This window comes from Pseudoalteromonas shioyasakiensis, assembly GCF_001550135.1.
Classification (GTDB): Bacteria; Pseudomonadota; Gammaproteobacteria; order Enterobacterales; family Alteromonadaceae; genus Pseudoalteromonas; species Pseudoalteromonas shioyasakiensis.
In genome coordinates this window covers 213,490-237,398 of record NZ_LRUE01000022.1, presented here as the reverse complement: position 1 = coordinate 237,398, position 23,909 = coordinate 213,490, and the positions used below count along the sequence as shown (strand labels likewise).

General features: G+C 41.4%; 15 protein-coding genes and 1 other RNA gene. 9 read left to right on the top strand and 7 right to left on the bottom strand.

All coding sequences use genetic code 11. The features are described from left to right. Nucleotides 1–23: 23 nt before the first annotated feature. Complete coding sequence (locus PASHI_RS17555; RefSeq protein ID WP_062566524.1) at nt 24–395, bottom strand: YraN family protein; 372 nt, start codon at nt 393–395, stop codon at nt 24–26. 37 nt (nt 396–432) lie between these two features. Then, nucleotides 433–2,310, bottom strand: a complete 1,878-nt coding sequence (locus tag PASHI_RS17550) for a penicillin-binding protein activator (protein ID WP_062566523.1) — start codon at nt 2,308–2,310, stop codon at nt 433–435. A gap of 61 nt (nt 2,311–2,371) precedes the next feature. Here PASHI_RS17550 and rsmI point away from each other — a divergent pair, with 61 nt between their 5' ends. Both rsmI and rnpB read left to right on the top strand, forming a co-directional pair. Then, nucleotides 2,372–3,229: a 16S rRNA (cytidine(1402)-2'-O)-methyltransferase gene (gene rsmI / locus PASHI_RS17545; RefSeq protein WP_062566522.1), complete on the top strand. Its 858-nt coding sequence runs from the start codon at nt 2,372–2,374 to the stop codon at nt 3,227–3,229. 42 nt (nt 3,230–3,271) lie between these two features. Then, nucleotides 3,272–3,623, top strand: an RNA gene (gene rnpB, locus PASHI_RS17540) — RNase P RNA component class A. 584 nt (nt 3,624–4,207) lie between these two features. On the opposite strand, the gene PASHI_RS17535 is transcribed toward rnpB, so the two are convergent. Then, on the bottom strand, nt 4,208–5,854 hold the full coding sequence (locus tag PASHI_RS17535) for a histidine kinase (RefSeq protein WP_062566521.1): 1,647 nt from the start codon (nt 5,852–5,854) through the stop codon (nt 4,208–4,210). Nucleotides 5,855–5,871: 17 nt separating this feature from the next. Continuing rightward, complete coding sequence (locus PASHI_RS17530; protein ID WP_062566520.1) at nt 5,872–6,417, bottom strand: hypothetical protein; 546 nt, start codon at nt 6,415–6,417, stop codon at nt 5,872–5,874. A 144-nt stretch (nt 6,418–6,561) separates the two neighbouring features. Between PASHI_RS17530 and PASHI_RS17525 the strand changes: the two genes are divergently transcribed. From PASHI_RS17525 to PASHI_RS17510, 4 genes are all read left to right on the top strand, one after another. Next, the gene (locus PASHI_RS17525) at nt 6,562–7,200 is read left to right on the top strand and encodes a response regulator transcription factor (protein ID WP_062566519.1); all 639 of its coding nucleotides are present in this window, start codon (nt 6,562–6,564) and stop codon (nt 7,198–7,200) included. 185 nt (nt 7,201–7,385) lie between these two features. Next, on the top strand, nt 7,386–7,628 hold the full coding sequence (locus PASHI_RS17520) for an HP1242/YdcH family protein (RefSeq protein WP_054561078.1): 243 nt from the start codon (nt 7,386–7,388) through the stop codon (nt 7,626–7,628). Nucleotides 7,629–7,811: 183 nt separating this feature from the next. Further along, the gene (locus tag PASHI_RS17515) at nt 7,812–10,058 is read left to right on the top strand and encodes a S46 family peptidase (RefSeq protein ID WP_062566518.1); all 2,247 of its coding nucleotides are present in this window, start codon (nt 7,812–7,814) and stop codon (nt 10,056–10,058) included. A gap of 139 nt (nt 10,059–10,197) precedes the next feature. After that, nucleotides 10,198–12,876 carry a M14 family metallopeptidase gene (locus PASHI_RS17510; protein WP_062566517.1) on the top strand — a complete coding sequence of 893 codons (2,679 nt, stop codon included), beginning with the start codon at nt 10,198–10,200 and terminating at the stop codon, nt 12,874–12,876. A 45-nt stretch (nt 12,877–12,921) separates the two neighbouring features. On the opposite strand, the gene PASHI_RS17505 is transcribed toward PASHI_RS17510, so the two are convergent. Continuing rightward, nucleotides 12,922–14,748 carry a metallophosphoesterase gene (locus tag PASHI_RS17505; RefSeq protein WP_062566516.1) on the bottom strand — a complete coding sequence of 609 codons (1,827 nt, stop codon included), beginning with the start codon at nt 14,746–14,748 and terminating at the stop codon, nt 12,922–12,924. A gap of 52 nt (nt 14,749–14,800) precedes the next feature. Then, a complete protein-coding gene (locus tag PASHI_RS17500; protein WP_062566515.1) occupies nt 14,801–17,557 on the bottom strand; it encodes a TonB-dependent receptor in 2,757 nt (918 codons plus the stop codon). Nucleotides 17,558–17,773: 216 nt separating this feature from the next. Between PASHI_RS17500 and PASHI_RS17495 the strand changes: the two genes are divergently transcribed. The 3 genes from PASHI_RS17495 (at nt 17,774) to PASHI_RS17485 (ending at nt 22,191) form a co-directional block, all read left to right on the top strand. After that, complete coding sequence (locus tag PASHI_RS17495) at nt 17,774–18,337, top strand: RNA polymerase sigma factor (protein ID WP_082710973.1); 564 nt, start codon at nt 17,774–17,776, stop codon at nt 18,335–18,337. Between the two features lie 36 nt (nt 18,338–18,373). Beyond that, nucleotides 18,374–19,255, top strand: coding sequence for a FecR family protein (locus PASHI_RS17490; protein WP_062566513.1), 882 nt, complete (start codon nt 18,374–18,376; stop codon nt 19,253–19,255). A gap of 71 nt (nt 19,256–19,326) precedes the next feature. Continuing rightward, a complete protein-coding gene (locus PASHI_RS17485) occupies nt 19,327–22,191 on the top strand; it encodes a TonB-dependent receptor (RefSeq protein WP_062566512.1) in 2,865 nt (954 codons plus the stop codon). A gap of 102 nt (nt 22,192–22,293) precedes the next feature. On the opposite strand, the gene PASHI_RS17480 is transcribed toward PASHI_RS17485, so the two are convergent. Continuing rightward, on the bottom strand, nt 22,294–23,754 hold the full coding sequence (locus PASHI_RS17480) for a Gfo/Idh/MocA family protein (protein ID WP_062566511.1): 1,461 nt from the start codon (nt 23,752–23,754) through the stop codon (nt 22,294–22,296). Nucleotides 23,755–23,909: the final 155 nt, after the last annotated feature.

Below are 23,909 nucleotides of genomic sequence, written 5' to 3'. Positions count from 1 at the left end.
AATTAAGCCGACGCCAAACGGCGTTAGTAAATATTTTTAAACCAGTTTAGGGTGCTGTTAAGCTCACCTGTTATAGCGACATAATCTATCCGCATTGCCTGGTGTGAGATCTTTTTTTCGGCAAGATAATGGCTAATTGTGCGCCGTAATCGTTGCTGCTTTTGTTTGCTGAGCGCATAGTTTGCACCACCACGCAGGGCATTTTTTCTAAACTTTACCTCTACAAATACCAGTGTTTGCCCGTCACGCATTATTAGATCGAGCTCGCCGTACTTGCATAAGTAATTGCGCTCAATGGCTTTTAAGCCATGTTGTATTAAATACTGTTCTGCCTGATGTTCGTAATACAGGCCTTTCTCGCGGCTATTTTGCCACAATTGATTAAACCACGACATAGCTTCATCCTTGAGCTAATTCTACGTTTAAAAAAGGTTATTCAGCGGCATTGATCCCAATAGCAGATTGCATAAATAGCGGGATTGGTTGCTCAGTCGCTAAATCAACCGCAATGATTTTCTTATTCTTGTACTGTGCCCAATCTAGGGTGCGTGTAACATAGCCATTACTAGCAATGCTTAATTGACCACTGATACCACTAAAGCGTTTGCCTTGTACCATACTCAGTTGTTTTACATCACCGAGCATACTGGCTGCATCGAACGCCATGGCAAATAAGCGCTGGCTTATATCAGCGTTTTCTGGCCATAAGCTTTCGTACTGTTGGCGTAAATTGTGTTGCTGAATTTGACCGTCAAGCATCCAAGGTAGTTCCGTAAAATAAAGGCCATCTAAGTCGCCTTTATCGGTTCTATCAATTTGTTTACTGTGGCTTTTTGAGCTGGCATAAAGCGGGATTCTATCTGCGAAGGTACTCACATTAACGTCTAAATAAGGCTTGATTAAGCGTGTTTCGGTGGCATCACCTAAAATATAAATCACGTCAATGTCGCTGCGTGAGCGGGTTTCACTTTCTACTTCTTGCTTGAATAATGATTTGACGACTTTAATACGCTCTTTACTTTGGTCTACTTCAAGTAAGCCAGTGATCGTTTTCGGCATATCATCTTTACCTGAGTAAAACCCTATTTGTGGTTTAACTTCGCTGTATCGTTGCCACTGCGTATTAAAGTGTTCAACTAAACGCTTACCGTTACTATTATTAGGGGCTAGCAACATCGGCTTTTGATAGCCTGCTGTTAAAAATCGCTCTAATGCTTGCTGAACTTCATGCTCAGGGCTTAGTGCAAAGAAAAAGTGCTGCTGTGAAATGCGCTCACCATCAAAGGTGTTTAAATGCATTACCGGGTAATCAACCAGTGTTTGTGCGCTAGTAAGCTTTTCGATATTGCTTTTTAGTAGTGGGCCAATAATAAAATCAGCATTAAATTCGCTTAGCTTGAGTGAGATCTCTGCAGCTGATAGTGATTCATCAATAAATAGAGTTTGCTCTAATGACTGTCCATCTAAGGCCGCAAGCACACCGGCTTTTAAGGCATCACCTAATCGCTCATTAGCACCTGATTGTGGAATAAGCACAGCTAAACGGTTCACATTTAAAGGCTCAATTTGTACCAGCTCAGTCACTTTTTTTGGCAGCACTTCAGCGGCTGGGTGACCCGGGTAGCGACGCAGCCAGTTATTCATTGCTTGGTGAAGTTCAACAGGCGCACCTAAATATACTTGATGATAAAGCGCTAAATTAACCCAACCTTGTTGCACCACAGAGCCTCGGTTAAAGCGCTCAAGTGCGTACGATGAAAGCTGGGTTAGGCTTTGCCATAAATCTTTGTTTAAATTCGCTACAGTAAAGTTATTTTCGCTGCTAAGTATTGATGCCTTAAAAAAGAAAGGCATTGCTTGTTTTGGCATACCTTGCGACGCGTAAACGCGCGCAGTCAGGTATTGATGCCATGCTTGATGCTCTGGCTGGCTTAACTGAGGCTCAAGTTGTTGTAACTGAGCTAAAGCTAAGTCGCTTTTGCCTTGATGCTCTTGCGCAAGGGCAATGTAAAGTTTGTTTTGAATTTGGTCGACACTTGGGGTTGCTTCTAGTTCGAGGCAGATTTTTTCTAGCAGTGCCCAGCGCTCTTCGCTGATAGCCGCATCACGTGCAGTATATAAAAGCTGGATTTTATCGGCACCTTGACGGTTTAGCGCCGCTTGGTACATAGATTGTGCGTCGGTTAGCTGTGATAGCGCAATACTCGATTGGCTCGATTGATTTTCTGCACTATTTCGAGGTTTTTCGGTTGTGCTACAAGCCGATAACCCTGACAATACAATTAATAGACTAACAAGTTTAAGTCGCACAATGATTTCCCGATACGTTAACGCGATTTGCTTATATTACTGACTGACGCAGGAGACCTCAATGTTAAATGAGGACAATTCAGATAAAATCGGCACTCTTTACATTGTTGCCACGCCTATTGGTAACTTTGATGACATCAGCCAGCGTGCCATCCAAACCCTATCTGAGGTTGACTTAATAGCCGCTGAAGATACTCGTCATACAGGAAAGTTGTTAAGCCACTTTAATATCAAAGCAAAAACCTTTGCTCTGCATGACCATAACGAGAAACAAAAAGCGCAACAAATTGTAGATTGGTTAGAGCAAGGAATGAACATTGCGCTGGTATCTGACGCCGGCACGCCTCTTATTAGCGACCCAGGTTATGCAGTGGTCAATTTATGCCGTGAACAAGGCGCGCACGTCACGCCAGTGCCGGGAGCATGTGCTGCAATTACCGCTGTATGTTGTTCTGGTTTACCAACAGATCGTTTTCAGTTTATTGGTTTTACACCAGCAAAGAGTAAAGCAAGGCAGACCTTTTTTATCGAAGCGGTAAACTCAGGTATTACTAGCATTATGTATGAAAGTACCCACCGTATTATGGCGAGCCTTGATGATTTAGAAGCAGCGCTCGGTAAAGAACAGCCTGTAGTATTTGCCAAAGAGCTTACCAAAACTTTCGAAACCTTTTTCAATGGCACAGTTGCCGAGCTAAAACAGTTCTTAACGGATGATCCCACTAAGCAGCGTGGTGAAATCGTACTGATGCTACCGGGTAAAGCAAAGCAAAGTGACGATATTCCAGAAGATGCGCGCCGCATGCTCGGTTTACTCGAAGCCGAAATGCCACTGAAAAAAGCCTGTGGTGTTGTGGCTGAGTATTTTGGTTTGAAGAAAAACGCACTTTATAAAGCAATTATTGACGAAAAAGGCTAATTCTTTACTGCATAGACGTGCGCGCTCAGGTATACTACGCGCCGAGTCAGCCGAGATAATCGCTGCCTGCAACGAAAATGCGCAGGGGGAGGAAAGTCCGGGCTCCACAGGGCAGGGTGCCAGCTAACGGCTGGGGGGCGCGAGCCTACGACAAGTGCAGCAGAGAGGAGACCGCCAACTTCGGTTGGTAAGGGTGAAAGGGTGCGGTAAGAGCGCACCGGGCCACTGGTAACAGTTGGTTGCAAGGTAAACTCCACCCGGAGCAAGACCAAATAGGGTTCCTTATGGCGTGGCCCACGTTGGAACCGGGTAGGTTGCTTGAGCCATAGAGCAATTTATGGCCTAGACGAATGATTATCCACGACAGAACCCGGCTTATTGGCTGACTCACCAAATTAAATAAAGCCCACAGTGAAAACTGTGGGCTTTTTGTTTTTTGGGCGGAGAAAATCCACTCCGCGCATACAAAACAGCGGCTTATTGGCTGACTCACCAAATTATATAAAAAGCCTCGCAGCAATGCGGGGCTTTTTGCTATCTTCATGGACACAAAATTAAGAAAATCCACTCCGCGCATACAAAACAGCGGCTTATTGGTTGACTCACCAAATTAAAGAAAGCCCACAGTGAAAACTGTGGGCTTTTTGTTTTTTGGCGGAGAAAAATCACTCCGCGCATATAAAACAGCGGCTTACTGGCTGACTCACCAAATCATATTAAAGCCCGTAGTGAATGCTACGGGCTTTTTGCTTTTTAGGTGAAGAAAATCCACTCCGCGCATATAAAACAGCGGCTTATTGGCTGACTCACCAAATCATATTAAAGCCCGTAGTGAATGCTACGGGCTTTTTGCTTTTTAGGCGGAGAAAATCCACTCCGCTCATACAAAACAGCGGATTATTTTTTTGCATAAAAGTATACAAGGAGAGGGTAATAGCAGAGTTTTTAGCTGATTGCTATTTTGGCCTAACCATTATGCTAAATAGTGAAATTTATCATTATTGTTAAACCACCACATTCACCATTTTTAAACTGAGTTTTACCTTTGAGCACTGAGACACGTTCGACGATCCCTAATACACCAAACCCGCCCTTAGCATTTGAGTTTTTATGTTCAGGTAACCCTATGCCGTTGTCAAAAATAATTATCTCAAGCTCACTTTCTTGGTAAGTAATATCTATTGAAAACTCAGTGGCTAGAGAGTGCTTAACTGCATTGGTTGATGCTTCTTGGCAAATGCGGAAAATAGCGATTTTAAAATCATCATTTAAGCTATCTATCGGTCCACTTATTTTGCATTGATAAGCGATTCCAGCTTCATTTAGGTGCTCAGAGAATAACTCGCTTTTTAATGCTGCTTCTAAACCTAATTCGTCTAATAGACGAGGTCTCAGCCAGTGCATTAACCTGTATACCGAGTCATACATATGGCTTGAAACGTTTTGAAGTCTTGTAATTGTCGATGCTAACTCGTTATGGTTAGCTGTTTTCTTTTCTAATATTGCAATATTTGTTTTTAAAGCTGTCAGGTTTTGACCTATATCATCATGTAATTCTTGTGAAAGCTGGCTTCGCTCAGATTCTTGAACATTAACAACTTTAGTAGCTAAGTTTTGAGTTAACGTACTAAGTTCAATTAACTCTTTATTTTGCTCTAATAATGCGGATTTAGACTCATTTAATTCAGTAACAAATGCACTGAGCAAAAGAGCCAGAACGCTGTAACTTATTATGTAAAGTTGCGTAGTCAGGAGTAATTCGGTTTCATTCACACCATAGACGTTAATGAGCAAAGATATAACAGTTACACTTGCATAGCTCAGAGCACCTAAGGCCCCGTATCGATAGCTAAACCATATCAAAGGAAATATAGCGAGCATTCGCAAGAGGTAGAGTGATTTAGGTTCAAACAGGTAAACCCCAATAAAAACAGTGAGGCAAAAACACAGCTGCACTAAAAGCGTGCCAACTTCTTTAGTTATAAGTTTATTTAATTGCTGGTAAATTGTTTTAGCATGAAACGCGAAAAGCAACATGATAAGTGTCGTTATGATACCGCCAAGCTGATGAGCTAACATCATTTCAAAGCGATCTTCATCAGCAATAAGTCGGTATTTATTTTGGCTATCACTCGGTAAGATAATGAGCATTGATCGTATAAAGCGATATGAAATTGCAATAAATAATACTGTAACAGCACTTTTAACAGTTTGAATATCTAATCGAACTTTGAAAAGCTTTGCCAGCACAAGAGGAGTAAGAATCAAAAACTCTCGGCATGCAGAGCTAACCAGTCTATAGAGGACATCATCAAGAGGAACATCATAAAAATACCAAACATAACTGATTTGTCCTAATGTAAAACCTACTGCTAATGCTGGCCAATAACGTAAAGGAAAAAACAGATAACAAACTACTCTGAAGCCAACCGGAAAGTACCAACTAACAAAGTCCTCGTACACAACATAGTTAAAGGAAAATAAATAAAGACTATTTTCGATAACTGGCGCAATTAAAACTATTAAGCACGAAAACAATGCAAACTTTACTATGTCACTGCGCTGGGTGCTCTTCAACTTGAAAGCTAGCGGAACAAAGTAATTTTTGTTGAAGACTCTATCCATGAGTAAGCATAACCTTTTTATAATATATAAACTTGCGTCGTATCAAACTGTTGTTTGGCGCTAGGGTTACACAAAGTATAACGTTGTGTAACTTGAATTTCAGCTTTATTTCCAATGAGTTGTAATAAATGCCCTTTAGCAATATCTGACATATTACGCTTATGTTTTACAATCACTTCACGACCTAAAGCTCCTTGCAAGCGTGGTTTAGGGAAAGCTGTTTTGGTTACCGGCTTGATATGCTCGCACTGAGTAAAATAATCTAAACATTGCTGTTTTGCTTTATTGATGGTCTCGTCATTACTTTTAATTATGTCTACATTTTTAATGAAATGAACAAACGCGGCATTTCGTGAAGTGAAGTTAGCCGTAACATTAGCTAAGGCTTTTGATTCTGGCCATTTACGCATGACTACATATTTATTTTTACCTGTTTTGACTAGGTTAGTAGAGCCTTTTGTCATTTTACTTGTCCACTCAATACGATAATTTGACTCGCCAATGTAATGTAGTAATACGGTGATGTTTTGAAAGTGGCTTGTTTCCCCTGCGATCTTTTTCATGGCTATTTCCTTGTCATTTTGGGTAAGCTTACAAGGAGATAAACAATAAAATTACTTCCACTTTTCTTAGGCTTATAAGAATTTTTCTTACCTTAGTAATCCACTCCCGCGTTATAATGGGATTAATCAATACATGGAGTTGTTATGAAATTTGCGCTTATTGACGATCATCAAATGGTAAGGGAAGGTTTTAAGGCTCTCATCGAAGAAGAAGATCCTGATTGGCAAGTTAGCTTTGAAGCAAGTAGTTACAGTGAGTGTCTACAAAACTTAGGTGATATTGATATAGATTGCTTCGTCATCGATATTTCGCTGCCAGATAGAAATGGGTTAGAAGTTTCTCAACTAATTGGCAATAAGCTACCAAGTGCTAAGCGTATAATTTTGAGTATGTATGAGGAAAAGTCTTATATTCAAAGAGCGCTAGATTTAGGTGTTGATGCTTATCTATCTAAGCGAGATGCAGCTGAAGAGTTAATAACAGCAATACATTCTATCTTTAAAAACCAATTATTTTTAAGCCCTTCAATTAACACGCATTTCTTAAAACCTCAAAAAACTGACAGTGTATTAAACAAACTGACGCCAAGAGAATTAGAGGTTTTTAAGTTACTTGCACAGGGCTTTAATGCGAAACAAGTTTCACAGGTAATTGATATAATGCCTAAAACGGCTCATGTTCATCGTGCCAGCATTATGAGCAAACTGAATTTAACTTCGCAAATTCAAATTACTAAACTGGCTCTTGAAAAAGGGGTGATTCTTATTGATGACATAGGGTAAATCCATTCCCGTTTTGTATGCTGTTTATCAATTGCTTAAGTTATCAAAAACGGAAATTTCTAGTTTAAACGCTATATTTTCTGAATCGTTGTGATTATTGATCTCGGACAAGGTTACTGCGTTGACTCTGTATGTTGCAGTGGTACAGTGAAATTGAACTTAAATTCTAGCTAAAGGAGTTGCCCATGTTAGGCGAAAAACACTCGTTATTGAATGAATTCCCAGAGTTTAATGAATTAATCCATAGCCTCGCGAAACACGATGCTCACTTCAAGAAAACCATGCAACGTTACGATGATATGGATAAAGAAATTCGCTCTCTTGAGTTGCAAGACTCTCCAATCGAAGATGCGGACATGCATGAAAAGAAGCATCAACGCGCCGTGCTAAAAGATGAACTTTATGACTTTTTAAAAGCCAATGCTTAATAAATGAATCGAATAATGCTCCTGCTAACTGCATTCTTACGGTAGGAGCTTTTTCTCTCCTCTATTTTTACTCTCCAATCGTATTTAATCGCAATATCCCTTTACTCAATCAAGGTTATGGTAGTCTTAGCGCGATTTTTTAAGGCAACAATGGAATAGTGCTTTGCACTGACTGGGATTAACATGATTAAAAAAAATATTATTACTACTTCATTAGCACTTATGGGTGTTGTCGCTGTAGGTAGCGCACACGCTGATGAAGGGCAGTGGCAACCGCATCAATTAAAACAATTACAAAGCGAGTTTGACCGCGTTGGTATTGAGTTACCGGCTTCACAAGTGGCAGATCTTAACCAATATCCACTCAATGCAGTGGTTGGTTTAGGCTATTGCTCTGCGTCATTTGTGTCACCAAAAGGCTTAGCGGTAACTAATCATCACTGTGCTTATGGTGCGATTCAAAATAACAGCACACCAGAAAATAACTTAATTGAAAAAGGCTTTTTAGCAGCTGACTTGTCAAAAGAATTACCAGCAGGCCCGCAAGAGCGTTTGTATGTAACTGAACAAGTGGATGATGTAACAGATCGCGTATTGGGTAACTTACCTGCAGATCTACACGGCAAAGACCGTTATGAAGCGATTCAAGCAAACCGCAAAGCCTTGATCAGTGAGTGTGAGTCAGATCCTAACTACCGTTGTACGGTACGTGATTTCCACCATGGCTTAGAGTACTTTATGATCAAGCAACTGATGATCAAAGATGTGCGCTTAGTGTATGCTCCGGCAGAAGCGCTGGGTAACTTTGGTGGTGACATCGATAACTTTGAATACCCACGTCATACGGCCGATTTTACCTTTGTACGTGGTTATGTTGGTAAAGATGGAAAACCTGCTGATTACAGCGAAGATAACGTACCTTATGAGCCAAAGTCGTTCTTAAAAGTGAATGCGAGCGGCGTAAGCTTAGGCGATGGTGTGCTGGTGGCAGGTTACCCTGGTCGCACTAGCCGCTATAAACTAGCAGATGAAGTAAATTATTCAGCGAGTTGGTATTACCCGACATTGCTAAATACTTACAACATGACTCTTGATGTGATTGCCAAGCAGAGCAAAGGCGATGAGCAAGCACAAGTTAAATATGCCTCTCGTGTAAAAAGCACTAACAATCGTTTAAAGAAACTGGAAGGCTTACAAGATGGTTTTAAAGTAACGGATATTCCGGTTATTAAAGCTGCGCAAGAACAAGAATACTTAGCTTGGTTTGCACAAAGTGCTGAGCGTAAAGCTTACGCAGATTCATATCACGCATTAAAGTCATTATTAGTAGAAGCGCACGCACAGCAACAAAGCCATTTTTACTTTGATTACGCAAAACGCGCAGACTTATTAAGTACGGCAATTCGTTTATACCGCTTAGCTAAAGAAAGTGAAAAGCCTAATGCAGAGCGCGAAATGGGTTATCAAGAGCGCGATCTTCCTATGCTTAAAGCGCGTTTAGAGCGTTTACAAAAACAGTTTACGCCTGAAGTCGATAAAGCCTTATGGTTAAGCTACTTAGGTAACTATTTAGCGCAAGATAAAGCAGCGCAAGTTGCGGCATTAAACGACGGCTTAGGTATTACAGATACCACAACACAAGCTGAGCTTGATGCGATTATTGCTTCTTTTTATGCTAATACAGAGCTTACAGATGTAGAAGCACGTGTTAACTGGATTGGTAAATCTGTAGCAGAGTTTGAAGCATCAAACGATCCATTCATAAAGTTAGCTGTTGCTCTATACGATACCAACATGGCACAAGAAGCTGATAAAAAAGAAATGGCGGGTCGCTTAGCAGAAATTCGCCCGCAGTATATGCAAGCCGTGATCGCTTTCAATAACGCTAAAGGTAAGCCAGTTTACCCAGATGCAAATGGCACATTACGCGTAAGCTATGCACAAGTTGATGGTTACCCAGCGGCAGATGCTGTTTATAAAACACCTTTTACATCACTACGTGGTTTAGTGGCTAAACACACTGGCGAAAAGCCATTTGTTGTTACCGATAAAGTACTTGAAGCTTACAAAAAGCAAGCGTTTGGCGCGTACTATCGCGGTGACTTAGGTTTGCCTGGTGTCAGCTGTAGTTTATTCAGCTTTGGTTGTGAGTCACAGGCAGCTAAACCTCTAGAAGTTAACTCAGTACCAGTCAACTTTTTAAGTAGCGCTGATACCACAGGTGGTAACTCAGGTTCGCCAGTCATGAATGGTAAAGGTGAATTAGTGGGCCTTAATTTTGACTCGACTTATGAATCAATCACCAAAGATTGGTACTTTAACGCCAAAATTACCCGTGCTATTCACGTTGATATTCGATACATGCTTTGGTTAATGGAAGAAGTTGATAACGCAGGTTACCTACTTGATGAAATGACCCTAGTTAAATAGCTCCGCTATGTTAATAATAACCGCAGCAATCGCTGCGGTTTTTTTATGTCTTTAATTTTTGCCAATCTAACGTTTTTAATTTGTTTATTTTCAATACTTTTGTAATGTACAAAACAGATACTTTTACTTGGGAAAAATAATGAGCGCCAAACAAATAATAAAAGCCATTTCAGTGAGTGTTGTGGCAATAACGGCAAGCTTTAATGCCAGTGCAGCGAATACCGAAGCAATGTGGCCGGGTACGGCTTATAATCAGCAAATACCAACATTTAAACAAGTACTCGGATACGATGTAGGTGAGCGCATCACCAATTACAACGATATGCGTCGTTATCTTAGCGCTTTAGAGCAAGCTGCACCTGATCGTATTAAAGTGTTTAAGTACGCAAACAGCTGGGAAGGTCGTGAACTGGTTTATGCGGCGGTTGGCACTGCGGAGCATATTCGCTCATTAGAAACTCTCGCCAATAACACCCAAGCTTTGGCTGATCCGCGTATCACCTCTGAAAAAGAAGCTAAGTCGCTAATTAAAAATTTACCGACGTCTGTGTGGCTTCAGTATGCAGTGCACGGTAATGAAATTAGCTCAACCGATGCTGCATTATTTACTGCATATCACTTACTCGCAGCCCCGAATGATGCCATTAACAGCAAAATTTTAGATAACACAGTGGTGTTTATCGACCCACTACAAAATCCTGATGGTCGTGAGCGCTTTGTTACTCGTTATTATGCGACCGTAGGTCTTGAGCACAGTGCAGATAGGTTAAGTGCAGAGCATAATGAGCCATGGCCAAGAGGCCGAACAAATCATTATTTGTTTGATATGAACCGTGATTGGTTAGCGCTTACTCAGCCTGAAAGTAAGGGCAGAGTGGCTGCAATCAATAAATATAAACCACAAGTGGTGGTTGATATTCATGAAATGGGCGGCGACCAATCTTACTACTTTGCACCGGCTGCTCAGCCATTTAACCCGCATATGACGAAAACTCAAATCGCTAACATGGATGCGATTGGGCAAAATCATGCGAAGTATTTTGATGAATTTGGCTTTGATTATTTTACCCGTGAAATTTTTGATGCCTTTTACCCAGGCTACGGTGATAGCTGGCCTGTTTTTTATGGTGCATCAGCATCAACTTACGAAGTAGGCTCTGCGCGTGGTCATGTATTTGAGAAAAATACCGGTGAACTACTCACCTATTTTAATACTGTAAAGCGTCAGTTTGTGGCCTCAATTTCGACCGCCGAAGGGGCTGCCAACCAACGTGAAAAACTACTAGGTGACTTTTATCAATATCAAGTTGATGCAATTGATTCGGGTAAAGATAGCAAAGAGCGAGTTTATATTTTACCTAAGCAAAGTAACCGTGAAGGCGCTCATAGACTCGCCACCTTAATGGCTGAGCATGGTGTTGAAGTTAAACAAGCAACTGAAGACTTCAAAGCCTGTGGCGTTAAGTATAAAGCGGGTAGCTATTTTATTGATACCGCACAGCCACGCGGGGTATTTGTACGTACCACATTTACAGACCAAGTAGATATGGCTGAAGCATTTGTAAAAGAGCAAGAAAGACGTCGTGCTCGTAACCTAGGTGATGAAATTTACGATGTCACAGGTTGGTCACTGCCGATGATGTTTAATGTTGATAGCGATAGTTGTGGTCGCGCAGTTAGCGCAGATAGCAAAGCTGTTCAGGCCGACGACACATTGCTTGGTAAAGTGAATAATCCAGAAGCCTCAGTGGCTTATATTGTTGCTTGGGGTGATACGGCCGCAGCACGCTTTTTAACAGCAGCACTGCAAGCTGGCATTAAACTGAAAAGTGCTGATCAAGCATTTGTATTAGGTGATAAAACTAACTACCCAGCGGGTAGCTTAGTAATCGAAAAACGTCTAAACGATAAAGACTTACTGACTAAAATTAGCCAAATTGCCGAGCAAACTGGTGCAATTGTTGATGGTGTTGATTCAAGTTGGGTGATTGAAGGCCCAAGCTTTGGTAGTAACAAAACAGTGCCTATGGTTGCACCTAAAGTGGCGATTGCATGGGATGCAGCCACTCGTGAGCTAAGCGCCGGTAACACTCGTTTTGTTATCGAAAGACAGCTTGGCTACCCGGTAACCGCTATTCGCACAGCCATGCTTGCTTGGGCTGATTTAAGTGATTACCAAGTGCTTATTTTACCAGAAGGTAATTACGAGCAAGCACTCGGTAAATCGGGGGCGGCTAATTTAAAAAGCTGGGTTGAAGCGGGTGGCGTGTTAATTGCCCTCGGTAATGCTAACCGCTTTACCACTAATGCTGATTACGGTTTGTTAGATGTTAAACGCGAGCAAGCTTACCGAGAAGATAAAGCAAGTAGCAATGATGATAAAAGCAGTAAAGTGGCAGGGCAGTTATTCAATTCTCGCGATGATTTAAAAGCAGCGAGCATTGAGCCACACACATCGCCAGACTATGTAGCTGGTGTACTTGCAAATGTTGAAGTAGACCAAGAGCATTGGTTAACCGCAGGGGTTGATAAAGACCTTGTTGCGGTAGCTTACGGTAATGATATTTACACGCCAATAAAACTGAACTCAGGTAAAAACTTAGCCTGGTTTACAGGTAAAGATGATGTGCTAGCAAGTGGTTATCTATGGCAGCAAAATAAAGCACAGCTTGCGTATAAGCCATTGCTTGTTCATCAACCGCAAGGCAAAGGCATGGTGATAGGCTTTACACAGTCACCAACCTACCGTGCTTACCTTGAGGGCATGAATGTTCTGTTAACTAACACGATTTTCCGCGCTGCAGCACATGCTCAGTAATGACTAAGCACAATAAAAATGGCACCTATTAAGGTGCCTTTTTTATTAAGGGCGACATGCTTTTGCTGGTTTGTTTGCATTTAAGTTTAGATCAATCATCAAGCAGCGATCGTTTTCACCATCTGCTAGCTTTTCAAAAATCATAAGCGCTTTGCTAAGACCTATCTGTAGCGTACAAACATCAACGATTTGTGCTATTTTCCCCACATCTTTGGGTATACATTGCCCCATTGTATTTAGTTGCTGGGCCATGACTTTGTATGCTTTTAGGTGTGTTGTAGGAATGTCTTCAAATGCCAAAGTCCCTGCATTTCTGAGTAAATAAAAATCGCGTATAAACTCAAATAGAGTGACTCCTTTCAGCGCGCGCTCAGAGTGTTGTGTTAAAGGCTTATTTATTGGACTGTCGTATAATCCTAATAGCTCGTGGAAACTGAATGAGAGTAACACGCTTCTAAAACTTTCCGGCCATTCCCTTGGTATAAAACGCCAACGCGTAAGGCCAGCGAGATGCCGCAAAGTAAACTGGTGATAGTCTTCACTATCTAGGATATCCGCAAGCCATTTCTCATCTGGATTATGCTCTGCTAAGTAGCTGTATTCTTTTTCATAGGCAGGAAATAGCGTGTCAAAGCCAGCAATAGAATCAAGAAGTACGGTATCAACTTTGGCTTCATTGCCTATGATGCTGACCAATTTGTATGCCGGACGGTATGCACTTATTGAAGGAGCTTGAATGTTATAAAGGGTATTTTTTGCAGTTTTAATCAAGCTGGTGTCATTCATATGCATATGGCCGCCTATATGCAAACGTAGTCCAGTTTCCGCTAAGGTCGCTTGTGTATTGCTGGTTGGCTCTCTAGTGAGCTGAAAAGCATCGCTGCCATACAGCTCTTTAATCGATGCACTTTGTTGATCGTAAAACTCACCCATCGGAAAATGGCTAAATGCAATAAGCGTTTTATTTTGCTTTTTTGCTGCACTCACAATTTGCTTTATCCAAGTTATTAAATATGGTTTTTCAGTAAGTACTTTATTGTATCCAGCATTTCCAGAGCCTTTGAATGTTAGTTGGTTGTTTTTAAACTCAGGTAAATACACATTGGCATCTATGGCTAAAAGCCACAATCCAGCAACGGGTTCCACTAGATAACTGGTGTCGGGGAGCATTGCACAGTGTTGTTTATCCTCGCTACACTGTTTATATTGGCGTTCTGACAAGGCTGCATGATCACTGGTAAAAGGTGTTTGCCAAAGCAAATCTTGGCTACTAGGCATTAAACCAAAATCAGCCATAGCAGAGACAATCTCTTGATAGCCACCATGAGCAATGCCATCATCGCAAAACAAAGTGTCGGTCTGTGACGCTTTACAGTTTCTATGATCTGGGCTAAAGATAGCAACTTCGCGTCCTTCATCGTTCAAAAAGTCAGACTTACCTGCCGCGGTTTTTATAGGTTTAACAGGATCATGGTTTCCTGGAATAACAAAAAAACGCATGTCGTAGCGTTTTGTGTAATCATTTAATAATGCTTTTAGCCCCTTTAGGTGAGCGGGCTGTCCATCGTCAGTAAAGTCTCCGGGTAAAGCGACTAATTTCACACCGCGTTCGGCAATATCATCTAAAGCCGCTATCAGAGCAAAGTAGTTTTCATTAAAAAGTCGCGTTGAGTGAAGCTGTGCTTTCATACTGCGAATTGCAACGGGTTTGGTTTGGCTATCTAGTTTTACCCCTTTAAAGCCGCTTTGGCTAAAGTCAGCATAGATATCGTGAAAATGAACATCGGGAATAAATGCAATTTGTGTGTTTAGCTCTTTGCCATAGGTTTGAAGCGCCACAAAAAGCAGTGAAAATAGCGTTAATAATCGCATTTAAGTTGCCTTGCTGAAAAAAAATTGGGGCGCAAAGGCCCCAATAATGTATTTAGAAATTGCCGCGTAAGCCTAATGAGAAGCGACGACCTGAGAACTCATACATAGTTGGGAAAGCCGGAGCAATAGTGTAGCCCGTTGTTTCTTCATCTGTGATATTGATCCCCTCAAGAGTGACTTTAAACATGTCGTTTATTTGATAGCCTAACGAGATATCTGTTTGACCGTAGGCATCGCGGTAAACAGGGTACATATCGCGTTCAATATACTCTACATACTTGTCTTTATAGTTGTATGAGATACGCGCATCAAAGCTGTCATTTTCGTAGTAGAAAGTAATATTGTAGGTTTCGTCAGCTAAGCCTTCTGGTGGTGTTGGAATCGCTAAATCAGAGGCACCTGTAAGTGAGTTATCAAGCGTCGTATAGTTAGCGTTAATACCGAACCCCTGTAACATTGGGTGAAAACGTGCAAATGGAATTTGTGCAATGAACTCGATACCACTTACATCGTACGAACCATCTGCATTTACTTTTTGATAAACATCAAAGTCGTAAACGCCATCCACAGTACCATTGTCATTATATTTAGTTACATCAGTAACAACACCTGTTAGAGATTCACGCACTACGCCTTCAATTTCTTTTTCGAAGTATGAAACAGCAAGTAAACCACCTTCTTCTAAATACCACTCTAGGCCTGTTTCCCATTGATCTGCATAAGTTGGTTTTAAATCAGGGTTACCATCGCGGTATTTAAATTCACTTAAACTCACAGTACGTTTATAAGCAATATCCGTTAATGCAGGGCGGATAAAGGTTTCTGATGCTGCCGCGCGGAATAGTAAGTTGTCAGTAAGCTCTAAGCTAAAGTTAATGCTAGGTAGAGTTTCTTTATAGTTACCTTCTTTTGAGATAGGTGCTGGCGTATAATTTGTGCTGCCATCATTAGCTTGCACTTGGTGATATCCTGAAGAATCTACATTGGTATCAATGTAACGAACACCGGTATTTAAAGTGGCAGGTAAGGTGCCAATTTCAAATGCAAAATCAGCCATCGCATAAATGGCGGTGGTTTTTTCTGACACTTCGTAGAATTGATCCGGTGCGTAGTCAACGCCGAAACCATCGTAACGTAATTCATTACGCGCATAGCTATTTGAAATTTGACTCCAGTCTTGTTTAGACGATACGTCAGATAAATACTCACCACCTGACACTAAATCTGAAATAGTATGTATTTCGCTATCAGCTAAGGTACGTGTGCCTACCCACGATGAATCACCTGCGCTAGGGCCTGTGATTCGGTTGCTACCATAATTACGTTGTTTTGATTTATCAGTATAACGCGCACCAAACTGAACTTTTGATAATGCAGGGAAGAAATCTAGTTGAAAATGGCGGCTAAAATCGAGTTGAGCTGCATATTTGTCATCAGAGATATCTTCAAGATTTACTTCATAGTAATCAAATGTATAAGCTTCAGGAGAATTATACATATCGAATGTGTCGGGGTTATCGCTGGCAATGGTTTCACCGCCTGTTGATGTGTAACGAGTGCGAGTTGGGCCATAAGCAGTGTGCTTTAAATTAGTTGTCTCAGCTAATTTATCTGCACCACTGTAGCCAACGACACCGTAAACTTCCCAGTCACCTATCATCCAATCAAGGGTTAAGCTAAATTGCTGGTAGTCTGTATCGCTACTATTTTCTTTGCTTAAAAACTCATGCTGCGTTGCGGCATAGTTAACATCAGTTAAAACGGTAATACCATAATCTGCAAGGGTGGTGTTATCGTAACTGTTTATTTTTTCTAATGCACTGATACTTGAAGCTGAATAGGCTGCGGCATCATACTGGTCTTCATGATTATCAAAGTTACCCAGTAGCGCATCAAAAGTGAGGCTAAATTCACTGCTCGGTTTGTATTGTAGTGATAAAGTTGCGCCCCATTTTTCTTGTTCAGTTAAGTAAGCTCTGTCGCCGACTTTATTTATAAATACAACGCGGCTGGTTTCATCTTTGTCGAAGCGATCATTGATAGTGATCCCCGTATCGCGCTCTAAAACGTCAACAGTTTGGTCTGATTGCCATTGTGATGAACCTGATTTTTCTGTCCAACGTGACAGAGGACGAAAATCAATACCAGAGTTACTATCTGTTCTATTTGTACGCTCTGAATAAGCGAATGAAGCAAGCGCGCCCCAATCACCAAAGGTATTACTCGCTAAAAACGCAAACTTAGGATCGCTTTGCTCAGAGATATCGTTATATGCGCCTTCAACCGATGCCACTATTTGACGACCATCATAGTCAAATGGGCGAGCAGTCGTAATTGCAACAGAGCCTGCAATGCCGCCTTCTTCATCTGCGGCTGTTGGCGATTTTTTAACGGTGACACTTTGAATAATTTCTGACGCAAACATATCAAATTCAACATCACGGCCACCACTGCCTGAGGCTGTCGCAAGGTTGTTAATAGAAACAAAGGTAAATTCAGACGGTAAGCTACGTACATTTACTTTTTGACCTAGGCCTTTATTACGCTCAATCGTAACACCCGGCATACGCTGTAAAGCTTCTGCTAAGTTTTGTTCTGGGAAATCTGCGATATCAGACGCGACAATTGAATCTGAGAAGCCAATATTAGTGCGTTTTAAATCAATCGCTTTTTCTAAGCTTTTTATGTAGCTGCCAGTGACAACAATTTCTTCCATTGGCTCTGGGTTTTCTTCTGCGTAGGTGGGAGCAATTAATAATGAGCCAACAGCAAGCGCTAAAGGTGATAATGAAAATGCACGGTAAGTCATGAGGGTTAATTCCTGTTAAATGCAATATTTGGTTTAAATTCGCCTCTAAAGACGCTGCATTAACAAAGAAGGGGACCTATTTTTTAATGAAGCTTTCATGACACTTTTAAGTCGATAGTTACTTAAAACTGTAACGAAATGATCATCAAACAGCTGTCCCCTTTAGGCTAGCATTTACGTCATACTCAGATAAATAAGCTAGCCTTTAACTTAAATATGTCTTTACCTTCAATGACTAACGGCTTTGATAATAAGATCACAGAGCAAAGCAGAACACTTTTACAATGCTTCATAGCAAATCAAGACGCTTTAAAAGGCTTTTTTTGCAAAGCAGTGGCAGAGCGTGCTGATGCGGATGATTTATTTCAGAAGCTACTTCTCAAGGCACTTAGATCAGAACACCTAGACGCGATAGATAATCCGCTCGCATATGGTTATCGGATGGCTCAGCACTTGATAATAGATCACCACCGTGAGCAGAAAAAAACACCAGAAAGTTTAGAGCATGAGCCTCATTGTGAGGCGTTATCGCTTGAGTCCGCACTTGAATATGAGCAACGTATTGAACTTTATCAGCGCGTTTTGTCGCAAATGCCGGCATTGCGCAGAGATGTGTTTATTCGCCGCCGTATTAAAGGCCAAACACGAGCTGAGATTGCAAGTAGTTTGGGGATCTCAGAAGAAGCAGTTAAAAAACATATTTCACGGGCAATGGATATGCTGAAAAATGCCATGACTGAGTATTTTTTAGTACATGAATGTCCCCGTCATGACAGTTAATCCGTCATATTAGTATTACCAGCAATTGAGACAACGATGAATTTTTCACACCAACATGATTATGAATCTGATAATGCGCTAGAAAAGGCTATTTGGGACGACCCTGCATTATTAGCCGCGCTTGAGCTGGTGGATGCACAACAGAATGAACAACTTGAACAAGCTAAAAAACGCCGTCGTTTAGCGCAGTATTCTTGGGGGGGCGGTGCTGTAGCAGCATGCTTTGCTATTTTCATGTGGACTTTAATGCCAGTGAATGAACAGCCGCCCATATCGTCCTCTGATCTTGTAGCTGTTCAACAATTTACTAGTGGTAAAGCACAACAAGTGAATTTGTCTGATGGTACACAGGTCGCAATGAACGTGAATACGCAACTTGAGTTCAGTGAGAATAGTCATGCTCGAAAAGCAACCTTAGCAAATGGCGAAGCATATTTTTCTGTACATCGTGATGAATCGCGCCCTTTCACAATTGATACGGGCAATGCCACGATCGAAGTTCTTGGTACGGCTTTTAATGTGGACAAAACATTGCGAGAAACATTAGTTGATGTTTTTCATGGTAAAGTTTCAGTAACCAGTTTAGATGGAACGCAGCACGTTGAATTAGTGAAAGGGCAGCGTGCCCGAGTAAGTGATTCTACAATACAGGTCTTGCAATTTAATGCCTCACAACCTGATTGGCAGCAAGGATGGTTGGACTTAGATAACGTGTCTATCAATGATGCATTATTTCAGTTAAATCGTTATAGCGAAAAACCTGTGGTATTAAGTAATGTACCAAGTGATATACATGTAAGTGGTCGCTTTGCTGTTGACGACATTCTTGGTGCTGCAAAGCTCATCGCTCAGCTAAATGAACTTGATGTAAACCAATACCCCGATAGCATTGAGCTAAGTAAAAAGGATGAAAACTGATATGATGTTGTCATAAACCTTTCATTGAAAATAGGCACAATATTTTCCTCTAGCAATGAGGATGTAAGTTAATGTGGCGTATTTTCTGCTGTGTTTTGATGCTGTTTGGTTTGTATGCCAAGCAGCTGTTTGCTGCACAAAGCACTCTAAAAACAGCGCTTAATGATCTGGCTGATCAGTACCAAGTTGCAATTATTTATCCAGACAACCTAGTAAGCTCAGTTATCTTACACTCAGCCACGTTACCTAGAACAGTTAGTCTAGAGGCAAGCCTTGATGCCCTGTTGCTAAAACATGGCTTTATTTGGCAACAAACATCATCGGGCATTATTATTTCCAAACCAAGCCAGACACAACATCACTCACTGTCACAGCCCTATATAGAGGAAGTGACAGTGAAAGGTGATAAAAACAATCAGGCTTCTTCTGTGGTTTATGCCCGCGATTACCAACAAAGTGCCGATTACGCGCAGCAGCAAAAACAAAACTACATTGGCGAGGCTGACTTTGCTAGCGGCACAATGCTTTCTCTTCTACCTGCTGAAAATTTGGCTGAAGCACTACAAGCAATTCCTGGGGTAAGTATTTCAAGAGACCGCGGAGAAGCACTTAATATTAATGCGATGGGACTAGGCCCTGAGTATCAATTAACCTTGTTAAATGGGCACAGATTAGCAAATACTGAAAACGTTCGTAACTCGAATCAATATGGTCAGCAGTATCGTTTTGATACATTCAGCGCCGAGCTTTTTTCCAATATTGCCGTATATAAACTCGCTGATGCAAGGTTACCTAGCGGAGCAGCTGGAGCGACAGTCAACTTGATCAGTGATGATCCGCTTTCATTTGATGATGATCACCTAAAAGTAACCTTAACCAGTGCAGCCCTTGCAGGTGAGCGTAACTTTCAACCAAGCTTTGGTTTAGTTGCCAATACTATTTCAGCTGACAATAAGTTAGCTGCTGTCGTTAAGTTTAATTACGAAAACCGCTTACAAAGGCAATTTCAATTTGAAACGTGGCATTGGGGAAATAATGGTGGAGCACCTGCAGCTTATCAGTGGCAAGGGCTTGAAAATAATAGCTTAGTTCCCACCGATACGTTAGCACTTACTATCGAACATGAAGATAGAACTCGTGCAAGCTATTACACAAATATTGCTTGGCAGCCTAATCAGCGATTTGAATTAAATACACTTTGGCTTCGTTCAGACACCGATTTTACCTACGATGAGCACCGGCTCTCAATTAATCCATCAAGTGATGATGCAACAGCCATATTAGGTGAGCATCAAAACAGTATTCAAACGGTGCAATTTAATGCGGCAAAAAGTAAATCTTCACGCGAAGAATCAGGCCTTTACTACCATACGCAAACCTTACAAATATTACCTACATGGTATGCAAAAGATGGCAGCCACTGGCAAATAAGTCCATTTTACAGCCACAGTGAATCGTTGAGTGAAACGCAAACCCCAATCACCCGAACTCATGTTGACTTAAAAGCTGTACCTGCAGAGATTTCTATTTCAGGAAAACAGCTTGCCTACTACGAATTGGACAGTAATTTAGCGCTTGTTGATAGTTACTCACAGTTATCACAATTAAGCCGCCGCCAGATTGAAGTAAACGATGAAGTAACAGAATGGGGGGTAGATGGCACTTGGCAAATATCATCTATTTGGGGGTTGTCGAGTTTACAGTTTGGCGCAGTAAAGTCTATGCACTCTCATCAGTATCTTCGTCAAGATGTAAGTTTGTCTCAAACACAGTTAACTGATTTACCAGCGCTTGATGGCCGTTGGTTAGAGCCATTAAATACGGCATTTGAAGCCGATTTTCTGTCACACCCTACACAAGCTTGGCTGATCCCAAAACGTGACCTTTTACAGTTGTATGATATTGACTTACCATTTACCGATGGGCAAGCCAATGATTACTTAAATAGTTATGAAACCGAATTTACTGCTTATGAAAGCTATATGCACAGCGTATGGCAAATACCAGAACTTAAAAGATTAACGACTGCTTTTGGGCTCAGACACAGCTATGTAAAAAGTAAAACATTAGGGCATGAGCTTAATGAGAATGGCCAATTAGCAAAGCTTTCTGAGCAGGTAAACATTTCTACTTGGTTACCTTCTTTGAATTTCAAATGGCAGTTGTCTGAGCAATGGCTTGCTCGCTTAGGTTATAGCCGTGCAGTGAATCGGCCTAACTATTCTGATTTAAACCCTAAACTACATGTTAATTCTGGTGGTTTACCCTATGCCGAATTAGGAAATCCTGCTTTAGAGCCTGTAGTAGCCAACACCACAAGCCTATCTTTCAATTGGTCAGGGGAAGAGAGTAGTTTGCAATTGATGGCCTTTAATCATCAGCTCGATAACTTTATTGTTGAACAAATCAAAAACGTAACCTATCAACAGCAGCAATACCCAGCTTTACAGGCCAATAATGATGGGCAAGCAGCAATTAGTGGGCTGCAGTTTAGTACTGACTTGAAACTACCTGTATTATCAAATTCTCTACTGCAAAGTCGAATGATATCGAGTGTTAGTCAGTTATTGGACGCCAAATTAACGGCGGAGCAAATCGACAACACAGATATTGAAGGGGTGTCTGAATTAACTGCAAATCTGCGTTTACTGTTTAATGCAAAGAAATGGCAAAGTGCAGTTAACCTTAATTACCGGAGTGATTTTTTAGAGCAACGAGACTTATCGAATAATGCAGATGTTTATGTCGATGATTTTACAAGTGTAGACCTAAGTTACAGTTGGCTTTTCTCTGATTTAGTTGCATTGCGGTTTGATATTTTTAATGCCACAGATAAAAGCCTAGTTAGAGAGGTGCAAACAAACGACGCCTCATCACTTATGAAAGTCGAGCAATTTGGTCGCCGTTTTGTGCTGAGTCTTTCATTAACCCTATAAGTGATCATCAAAGCATCATCATATGGATGCATAACTTGTGTATTAATAAAAAAGCCCGCAGGGCAAAGGGCGGGCTTTTTAGTGTTCCAAGGAGAGAAAGTGTTAAGACACAATCCCTAGTGGCTTACCTGTTTGCCAAGCGCCACGGGTAAAATCTGGAATCGTTTTGCTGTTACTTCTATCAGCAACCGATGCCATACTTTGCGGGAAGATTGATGACCATGCTGCGGCATCGTATACATCTTGATCGAGTGGCTCATTATTGCGTAAGCAGTAGATCATGCGCCAAAGCATAATGAAGTCCATACCGCCGTGGCCACCGTTCTTGACCGCTTCTTCACCCATGCGTTTCCATAGTGGGTGATCAAACTCAGCACGCCACTTTTCCATATCTTGATCCCAGCTATGAAAGTTTTGCATATGTGGCTTACGACCCTGTGAACCTGCTTTCTCCCAGGCAGCGAGCTCTGCTTCATATTGCTGTTGGTAAATTTTCGCGATAGCTGGTGGCACATCTTCAAGAGCAATGCGATTAGGGAAACCAGCAAATGTACCATTAGTACCTTGAATTAGGTTATGGCGGCTGTACGGGCGAGGGCTTGTGGTGTCGTGCTGAACCATAATGCTACGACCTTTCACTGTTTTAATAATGCTGGTGTTCATGTCGCCAGCAGTAAATTTCAGTGAGCGGCGTTCGTGGCCCGCAGGAAATTCACGCTCTGCGTAAGCTGCGCGGCCAAGTGCAGGTGAGCTAACTGATGTAACAAAATCAAAGCGGTCACCACGGTTGATGTTCATATACTGAGAAACAGGGCCTAAACCATGGGTTGGGTATAAGTTACCGTCTACTTTTGTATGCCAGTAAGTGCGCCAAGAACCTGTGCTGCGGTCAATTTCTTTCATTTGCCAACGCAGGTCATGAATATAAGCGGCTTCACCATGTAGTAACTCGCCAAATATCCCCTTACGAACCATGTTTAATACCATTAACTCGTCACGGCCGTAGTTAACGTTTTCCATCATCATGCAGTTCTTTTGCGTGCGCTCAGCAGTGTTTACTAGTTGCCAACACTCTTCCATCGTGGTTGCTGCAGGTACTTCAACAAAGGCATGCTTACCACTTTCCATGGTCTGAACACTCATCGGTGTGTGCCATTTCCAAGGCGTTGAAATGATCACAATGTCGATGTCATCGCGAGCAAGCATGTCTAAATAGGCTTTATCAGAACCCGTATAAGCAGTTGGTTTAGGTAAGCCTTTTTCAACAACATAATTAACAGACTTATCTAGCATCAGCTGATCTGTGTCGCAAATAGCTTTAATTTCAACACCTTCAATATGGCAAAGGTGTTTTACATGGCCGCTACCACGTTGACCAACTCCAATAAAACCAACACGTACCACATCCATTGCTGGCACAGCTAAGCCCATTACGCTTTTACCTTGTGCTGCAAGAGGTGTGCTTTGATTATCACCTTGTTGGCTTTTCGCACAACCAGTCACGACTGTCGCGGCGGTAATGGCTGCGGCAGATTTTAAAAAACTACGTCTATCTATTGTCATAACGATACCTAAATCACTGAGATTATTTTAATAGTGGGTTTCAGTTGTTTCTGTTATATCGCAACTCAAAGTCAATTACAATTAAATGCTTTCAAATTCTTTCGTAACTTTGGTTTTTATTATTTTAACCCTTATAGAATACCGTGTTTAGTGTG